The sequence below is a fragment of the Thiolapillus sp. genome (assembly GCF_048562965.1).
GTDB lineage: Bacteria > Pseudomonadota > Gammaproteobacteria > Chromatiales > Chromatiaceae > Thiolapillus > Thiolapillus brandeum_A.
Genome location: NZ_JBHNMF010000112.1, coordinates 1 through 8,353 on the forward strand (window position 1 = coordinate 1; position 8,353 = coordinate 8,353).

An 8,353-nucleotide genomic window follows, 5' to 3' on the forward strand; every position below is an offset into this window, starting at 1 on the left:
ACGCCGCGTTCGGAGGCCTACTTTGTTTTCCCTCTGGCGCAAGGCACGCCGGGAAAACAGTGCGGCCTCGCGGCTACTGGGGTCTACCAGCCTTCGCTTCGCTCTCCATGGCTGGCAGCGAAGGACAGCAAGAAGGAACTGCTGATTTTCATTACACCAAAAATCATCAAGGATTCCTTGAGCGTGCGTTAGACGCGGTTTCTATCTGCGGAGGAAAGGCATGGCCACGGCTGTGCCTTTTTTGTTTTGGCGCGAAGAAAACGCGTAATCGGGTATAATCGACATTTTTTCCAGGTGATTGACATATGCTGAAACCCAGTCGCATCTTTCTGGTCGGCCCCATGGGCGCGGGCAAGACAACCATTGGCCGGCAGTTGGCCCAGGCTCTGGGTCTGGAGTTTGAAGACACGGATCAGGAAATCCAGCGGCGTACGGGCGTGGATATCCCCACGATTTTTGAATATGAAGGGGAGGAAGGTTTCCGCAAGCGGGAGATGAAAGCCATCGAGGAAATGGTAGAGCAGGACAATGTCGTTCTCGCCACCGGTGGTGGCGCTGTCACCCAGCCTGAAAACAGGCGTCTGCTGGCGGCCAGGGGCTATGTAATCTATCTGTCCTGTTCACCGGAACAGCAATACGAGCGTACCTATAAGGACAAGAACCGCCCGCTGCTGCAGACCGGAGATCCTCTGGAAATGCTGAAAGCCCTCAATGCAGAGCGTGACCCCGAATATCGGGAAATAGCTGATCTGGTGGTATCCACGGAAGGCCGATCCGCTCAGGCGGTGGTCAAGGAAGTCATGCGGCACTTCGAAAGCGCCTGACATGGCTGAGGTATTGTCTACCCTGCAGGTCGAACTGGGTGAGCGCAGCTACCCCATCTACATTGGTCAGGGCCTGATCTCAGAAGGAGCGCTTTTTCAGCGCCATTTGAAATCGAAACAGGTGCTGGTAGTCAGCAATGAAACCGTAGCACCGTTGTACATGGACAGGTTACTCGGCAGTCTTGCCGGTTTTCAGGTGGCGCAGGTTGTTCTGCCTGATGGTGAAAAATACAAGACCCTGGAAGTGCTGAACGCCATATTCGATCAGCTGCTGAGCAAACGTTTCGATCGCGGCTGCAGCCTGATTGCCCTGGGCGGCGGAGTCATTGGTGACATGACAGGATTCGCTGCGGCCTGCTATCAGCGCGGCGTGGATTTCATTCAGGTGCCCACCACCCTGCTTTCCCAGGTGGATTCCTCCGTGGGCGGCAAGACCGGTGTCAATCACCCGCTGGGCAAAAACATGATCGGTGCTTTCTACCAGCCCAAAGCGGTCATCATTGACATCGAAACACTCAATACACTGCCGTCGCGGGAGCTGTCGGCCGGGCTTGCAGAAGTGATCAAGCACGGCATCATTACCGATGAGGCGTATTTTTCCTGGCTGGAAGCCCATATCTCCGAGTTGCGCGGACTGGAGTCGGATGCGCTGGCCCATGCCATAGAAGGGTCCTGCATCATCAAATCCTGCGTCGTATCTGCGGATGAAAAAGAAGCCGGGCAGCGGGCATTGCTGAACTACGGCCATACTTTTGGGCATGCGATAGAAACAGGCATGGGCTATGGTGTCTGGCTTCATGGGGAAGCAGTGGGTGCGGGCATGTGCATGGCAGCGCGCATGTCCCGGCTCATGGGCTGGCTCGCGGAGGATGAAGAGGCGCGTATCGTCTCGCTGGTGGATGCGGCAGGTTTGCCAGTATCGCCGCCCGCAGAACTGTCTGCCGAACGTTTTATGGAACTGATGGCGGTAGACAAGAAAGTCCTGGCCGGAAAGCTGCGTCTTGTATTGCTCAAGGGTATTGGCAATGCCTTGATAACAAATGACTTTTCCCCTGATCTTCTGAGCAGGACCCTCGGCAGCTACAACGCCTGAACACCCTCGCATCCAAGAAAAACACTGGCCTGATTCCCCATACTGCAGTATCCTAGCGTGTTCCTCGCGGGCGGCAGATGCTGCATCGGGAGTGCCGCTGACAGGCGGCCAGAGACTAAACCTGAACCCGGTTCAGGACTGAATTCTGATTCGGTTGCAGCCTTGCTGGCCTGTGACCCTCAACAAGAGAAGAGGTTTGCGATGAGTTACGGTGCCTTGCCGCCGAAACAGGGGTTGTATGACCCGGCAAACGAGCACGATGCGTGCGGCGTTGGTTTTGTGGCTGATATCAAAGGGCGTGGCAGTCATGCCATCGTGGCCCAGGGTCTAACTATTCTGGACAGACTGACTCACCGTGGTGCTGTTGGTGCTGACCCCAAAGCGGGTGATGGCGCGGGTATCCTGCTGCAGATCCCGGATGCTTTTTTCCGTTCTGCTGTGGATTTCGATCTTCCTGCAGCGGGCGATTACGCTGTTGGTATGGCGTTCCTGCCTTCCCGTACGGAAAGTGCGGATACCATCAGGAGCATCATCGAAAAATACATTGTCCAGGAAGGACAGCAACTGCTGGGCTGGCGTGATGTACCCGTCAACAATGCAGACCTCGGTGAAAGTGTCATTCCGACAGAACCCGCCATCCGTCAGCTGTTTATCGGCCGGGGTGACAACTGCGCCGATCAAACGGCTTTTGAACGCAAGCTTTTCGTGCTGCGCAAGCAGGCAGAGAACGAAATCCGTGATGCGGACATCGCCGGCAAGGAGGCATTTTATTTCACTTCTCTGTCGTCACGCACCATCGTCTACAAGGGCATGTTGCTGGCGGCCCAGGTTGGCGAATACTATCCCGACCTGAAGGATGAGACGCTGACTTCGGCACTGGCACTGGTGCACCAGCGTTTCTCCACCAATACCTTCCCCACCTGGGACTTGGCGCATCCGTTCCGCATGATCGCCCACAACGGTGAGATCAACACCCTGCGTGGCAACGTGAACTGGATGGCTGCCCGTCGCCATTCCATGGCCTCGGGTATCCTCGGCGATGATCTGGACAAGATCTGGCCCCTGATTCCCGAAGGGCAATCTGATTCAGCATGCTTCGACAACGCCCTGGAACTCCTGGTCATGGGCGGTTATTCCATGGCCCATGCCATGATGCTGCTGATTCCCGAAGCCTGGAGTGGCAACAAGCTCATGGATGGAAAGCGCCGGGCTTTCTATGAATACCACGCCGCGCTGATGGAACCCTGGGATGGTCCGGCAGCCGTAGCCTTCACCGATGGCCGTCAGATAGGCGCAACCCTTGATCGCAACGGCCTGCGTCCTGCACGCTACCTGATCACCGACGATGGTCTGGTGGTCATGGCATCCGAAATGGGTGTGCTGGATATCCCCGAGGAAAAGATCGTCAAGAAATGGCGCCTGCAGCCCGGAAAAATGTTCCTTATCGATATGGAGCAGGGGCGCATCATCGATGATGAAGAGCTGAAATCAGATCTGGCAGCTGCCAGGCCGTATCAGGACTGGCTGGACAAGACCCAGATCCGTCTCGCCAATCTGCCTCCTGCGGTAGGCACCATGGCGCCGGACGAGGAAGTGCTGCTGGACCGCCAGCAGGCATTCGGATATTCCAGTGAAGATCTCAAGTTTCTGCTGACCCCCATGGTGTGCACCGGGCAGGAAGCCATCGGCTCCATGGGGGCGGACAACCCGCCATCCGTGCTGTCAAACCGCGCACGGCACCTGAGCACCTATTTCAAGCAGAACTTCGCCCAGGTGACCAACCCACCCATCGATCCCATCCGCGAAGAGATCGTCATGTCCCTGGTGACACTCATCGGCCCCCGCCCCAATCTCCTGGGCCTGGGCAGTGGCGGTGAAAACATGCGCCTGGAAGTGAAACAGCCGGTGCTCACCAATGCCGACCTGGAAAAGATCCGTCAGATCGAAGACAACTGTAGCGGGGCTTTCCGCACGCTCACCCTCAATGTCACCTATCCTGCGATCAATGGTCCGGAAGGCATGGAAGAGGCTTTGCTGGCCTTGTGCGGCACGGCGGAAAAGGCGGTGCGTGAAGGCCATAATATTCTGATTCTTTCCGACAGAAGGGTAGACACGGATAACCTGGCTATCCCCATGTTGCTGGCCACGTCGGCCGTGCATCATCACCTGATTCGGCAGGGGTTGCGTACAGAAGCGGGGCTGGTCGTCGAGACCGGCGCTGCGCTGGAAGTGCATCACTTTGCAACACTGGCCGGTTATGGCGCGGAAGCCATCAACCCCTACCTGGTGTTCGAGACCATTCAGGACATGCTCCCCGAGCTTCCTGAAAGGCTTGATTTTGCCGAAGCACAGAAGCGCTATATCAAGGCGTTGGGCAAGGGTCTGCACAAGGTCATGTCCAAGATGGGTATCTCCACCTATCAGTCCTACTGCGGCGCGCAGATCTTTGATGCTGTTGGCCTGTCCAGCAAATTCATTGCACAGTACTTTACCGGTACGGCGACCACCATCGAAGGCATTGGCCTGAAAGAAGTGGCCAAAGAGGCTGCCCGCTGGCATGAGGATGCCTTTGGTGGTGCGCTCATCTATCGCAAACAGCTGGATGTGGGTGGCGATTACGCCTGGCGTCAGCGCGGCGAAGCCCATATGTGGACGCCGGACAGTATTGCCAAACTGCAACATGCGGTACGTGGCAATGATGCGGGCACCTATGAGGAATATTCGCGCCTGATCAACGAGCAGACTGAAAAGCTGCTTACCCTGCGCGGCCTGATGGCATTCAAGTGGGCGGAGAACCCCGTGTCGCTGGAAGAAGTCGAGCCGGCCAGGGAGATCGTCAAGCGTTTTGCTACCGGCGCCATGTCTTTCGGCAGCATCTCCTACGAAGCGCACTCCACCCTGGCGGTGGCTATGAATTCCCTGGGCGGCAAGTCCAACACAGGCGAAGGCGGTGAAGAACCGGAACGTTTCAATCCTCTGCCTGACGGATCACGCAATCCCGAGCGTTCTGCCATCAAGCAGGTGGCATCCGGACGTTTTGGTGTGACTACCGAGTACCTGGTGAACGCCGACGACATCCAGATCAAGATGGCCCAGGGCGCCAAGCCCGGCGAGGGCGGTCAGCTGCCCGGTCACAAAGTGAACAAGCAGATCGCCCGGGTGCGGCATTCCACACCTGGTGTGGGGCTCATTTCACCACCACCGCATCACGACATTTATTCCATCGAGGATCTGGCCCAGCTCATCCACGATCTGAAGAACGTGAATCCGAAAGCACGCATCTCCGTGAAGCTGGTCTCCGAAGTGGGTGTGGGCACGGTGGCCGCGGGCGTTTCCAAGGCCCATGCGGATCACGTGACCATTTCCGGTTTCGATGGCGGCACCGGCGCCTCGCCCCTGACCTCCACCAAGCATGCCGGCTCCTCCTGGGAGATTGGCCTGGCGGAAACCCACCAGACCCTGGTGCTCAACCGCCTGCGCTCGCGTATCTGCGTGCAGGTGGACGGCGGCATGCGCACGGGCCGCGACGTGGCCATCGGCGCCCTGCTGGGCGCGGACGAGTTCGGTTTCGCCACCGCGCCCCTCATTGCGGAAGGCTGTGTCATGATGCGCAAGTGTCATCTCAACACCTGCCCTGTGGGCGTGGCCACTCAGGATCCAGAGCTGCGTAAGCGTTTCATGGGCAAGCCAGAACACGTCATCAACTATTTCTTCTTCGTCGCCGAGGAGCTGCGCCAGATCATGGCGAAACTGGGTTTTCGCACGGTGGAGGAAATGATCGGACAGGCGGACCGTCTTGACCTGCGTCAGGCTATCGATCACTGGAAGGCGCAGGGTTTGGACTACAGCCGTTTGCTGGCCAAGCCGGAAGCTGCTCCCGGAGACAAGGTATTCAACGCCGATGTGCAGGATCATGGTCTCGACAGGGCACTGGACAATCAGCTTATCGACCAGGCCGGGCCTGCCCTGGAGAAGGGTGAGGCGCTGCAGATCGAAGTGGATATCCACAATTACAACCGCACTTTCGGCACCATGCTTTCCGGTCGCGTTGCCGAGAAATACGGTTTTGCCGGCCTGCCAGATGACACCATCCACATCAAAGTATCCGGTACGGCCGGTCAGTCACTTGGCGCCTGGCTGGCGCGTGGCGTGACCATCGAGCTGTCCGGAGAAGGCAACGATTACGTGGGTAAAGGACTGTCCGGCGGGCATATCATCATCTATCCGCCGGTGGATTCCGCCATCGGCAAGGCCGAGGAAAACATCGTCGTTGGCAACACCGTGCTCTATGGCGCGATTGCGGGCGAGTGCTATTTCCGTGGTGTGGCCGGTGAGCGTTTTGCCGTGCGCAACTCGGGTGCTATAGCCGTTGTTGAAGGCGTCGGTGACCACGGTTGTGAATACATGACCGGCGGTGTGGTCGTGGTGCTGGGCGGTACCGGTCGCAACTTCGCAGCAGGCATGTCCGGCGGTATCGCCTATGTGCTGGACGAGGCAGGCGACTTCGAGCAACGCTGCAATATGGCGCAGGTCGAGCTTGAGCCCATCAAGGAAGAAGACGATGCGCTGGAGCGACTTGAACATCTGGGTGGTGATATGGAAACAAAGGGTCGTGTGGACGTGTCTCATGACATGACCCGCTTTGATGCCATCCGTCTGCGTCAGATCATCGAGAGCCATTTGCACTATACCAATTCGGATATGGCGCGGAAGATACTGGACAACTGGGAAGATTATCTGGGCAAGTTCGTCAAGGTCATGCCCGTCGAGTACCGCAGGGCATTGCTCGAAATGCAGGCCGAGCAGGAAGAAGCTGCTCGTGCCGCCAGTTAAGTTTTTTGTGTACAGTTATTTTAAGGTAAGAACCTATGGGTAAGCCAACAGGTTTCATGGAATACGAACGGCTGGACCGCAGTTATGCGCCGGTCGCTGATCGTGTCACACATTATCAGGAATTCGTTATTCCGCTGAGCGAAGATCAGCTGCAGATTCAGGGCGCACGCTGCATGGACTGTGGCATCCCTTTCTGTCATCAGGGCTGTCCGGTGAACAACATCATTCCGGAATGGAATGATCTGGTATACCGCAACGATTGGGAGACGGCACTGGAAGTGCTGCACTCCACCAACAACTTTCCCGAGGTGACGGGCAGAATCTGCCCGGCGCCCTGCCAGGAATCCTGCACGCTGAATCTTCAGGACGAGCCAGTCACCATCAAGACCATTGAATGCGCCATTGTGGACAAGGGCTGGGAGGAAGGCTGGATCAAACCTCTGATACCCGAGCACCGTACCGGCAAGCGGGTGGCTGTAGCGGGTTCGGGCCCTGCAGGCATGGCCTGCGCGCAGCAGCTGGCGCGGGCCGGTCATGACGTGGTTGTATACGAGAAGGCTGACCGTATCGGTGGACTGCTGCGCTATGGCATTCCGGATTTCAAGCTGAACAAGACCTTGCTGGACCGCCGGGTCGCGCAAATGCGTGCGGAAGGTGTGGAGTTCCACGTCAATACCTGTGTGGGCGAAGATGTCAGCGTAGAGGAGCTTCGTGAAGAATTTGATGCGCTGGTACTGGCCGGTGGTTCGGAAAAGCCCAGAGACCTGCCCGTGCCTGGCCGTGATCTCGATGGCGTGTACTTTGCCATGCAGTTTCTCACCGCCAACTCCAGGATGGTGCAGGCTGTCCCCGGTGCCGAAGAAGGCTTTATCAGCGCCGAAGGCAAGCATGTGGTGGTCATCGGTGGTGGTGATACCGGTTCCGACTGCGTGGGCACATCCACCCGCCATGGCGCCGCCTCCATCACCCAGCTGGAACTCATGCCCAGGCCGCCGGAGAAAGAGGTCAAGGAACTGACCTGGCCCGACTGGCCCAACAAGATGCGCACATCCACTTCCCAGGAAGAAGGTTGTGAACGCATGTGGGAAGTGCTCACCAAGGAATTCATCGATGACGGCAATGGTCATGTAAAAGCGCTACGCTGTGTAAAGGTGCAGTGGGACAGGGATGATGAGGGCAACTGGCAGATGTCGGAAGTGGCAGGTTCGGAGTTCGAACTGAAAGCCGACCTGGTCACGCTGGCCATGGGATTCGTGCATCCGGTGCACAAGGGAATGATCGAGCAGGCCGGTGTGGAGCTTGATCCCCGGGGTAACGTCAAAGGCAGTACAGAGGGCGAGAAGTCCTATGCGACTTCCGTTGAGGGTCTGTTTGCCGCAGGCGACATGCGTCGCGGACAATCGCTGGTCGTATGGGCGATCCGCGAGGGGCGGCAATGTGCCCGCTCGGTCGATGAATATCTGATGGGTCATTCAAACCTGCCGCGTAACTACTCACCCCTATCAGCATAGAGCTGTCCCGAAAAGGCCATTTGAATGGCGACCAGCGGATTGTATCCCTGATTTGCCATGGTCTGCAGGTAACTGGAGATGCGGCAATAGGC

Annotated in this window: 5 protein-coding genes; all 5 read left to right on the forward strand. The window is 57.6% G+C overall.

What is annotated here, in order from left to right:
* Positions 1–192, forward strand: a 192-nt coding sequence (locus ACOCD2_RS08030; protein WP_419591610.1) for a hypothetical protein, incomplete at its 5' end; no start/stop codon positions are given.
* Positions 193–305: 113 nt separating this feature from the next.
* Positions 306–824 (forward strand): shikimate kinase AroK, encoded by a 519-nt coding sequence (aroK, locus tag ACOCD2_RS08035; RefSeq protein ID WP_293646054.1) that lies wholly within the window; start codon positions 306–308, stop codon positions 822–824.
* A 1-nt stretch (position 825) separates the two neighbouring features.
* Entirely contained in the window at positions 826–1,917 is a 1,092-nt protein-coding gene (gene aroB, locus ACOCD2_RS08040) for a 3-dehydroquinate synthase (RefSeq protein ID WP_305800231.1), read from the forward strand.
* A 201-nt stretch (positions 1,918–2,118) separates the two neighbouring features.
* Positions 2,119–6,750: a glutamate synthase large subunit gene (gene gltB, locus ACOCD2_RS08045; protein ID WP_293646056.1), complete on the forward strand. Its 4,632-nt coding sequence runs from the start codon at positions 2,119–2,121 to the stop codon at positions 6,748–6,750.
* Positions 6,751–6,785: 35 nt separating this feature from the next.
* Positions 6,786–8,261 (forward strand): glutamate synthase subunit beta, encoded by a 1,476-nt coding sequence (locus ACOCD2_RS08050; protein WP_293646058.1) that lies wholly within the window; start codon positions 6,786–6,788, stop codon positions 8,259–8,261.
* The last annotated feature ends 92 nt before the right edge of the window (positions 8,262–8,353 follow it).

What these genes read in the sequence shown, in the direction of transcription:
- aroK (WP_293646054.1), top strand. Translation starts at nt 306, where the DNA reads ATGCTGAAACCCAGTCGCATCTTTCTGGTCGGCCCCATGGGCGCGGGC.
- aroB (WP_305800231.1), top strand. Translation starts at nt 826, where the DNA reads ATGGCTGAGGTATTGTCTACCCTGCAGGTCGAACTGGGTGAGCGCAGC.
- gltB (WP_293646056.1), top strand. Translation starts at nt 2,119, where the DNA reads ATGAGTTACGGTGCCTTGCCGCCGAAACAGGGGTTGTATGACCCGGCA.
- ACOCD2_RS08050 (WP_293646058.1), top strand. Translation starts at nt 6,786, where the DNA reads ATGGGTAAGCCAACAGGTTTCATGGAATACGAACGGCTGGACCGCAGT.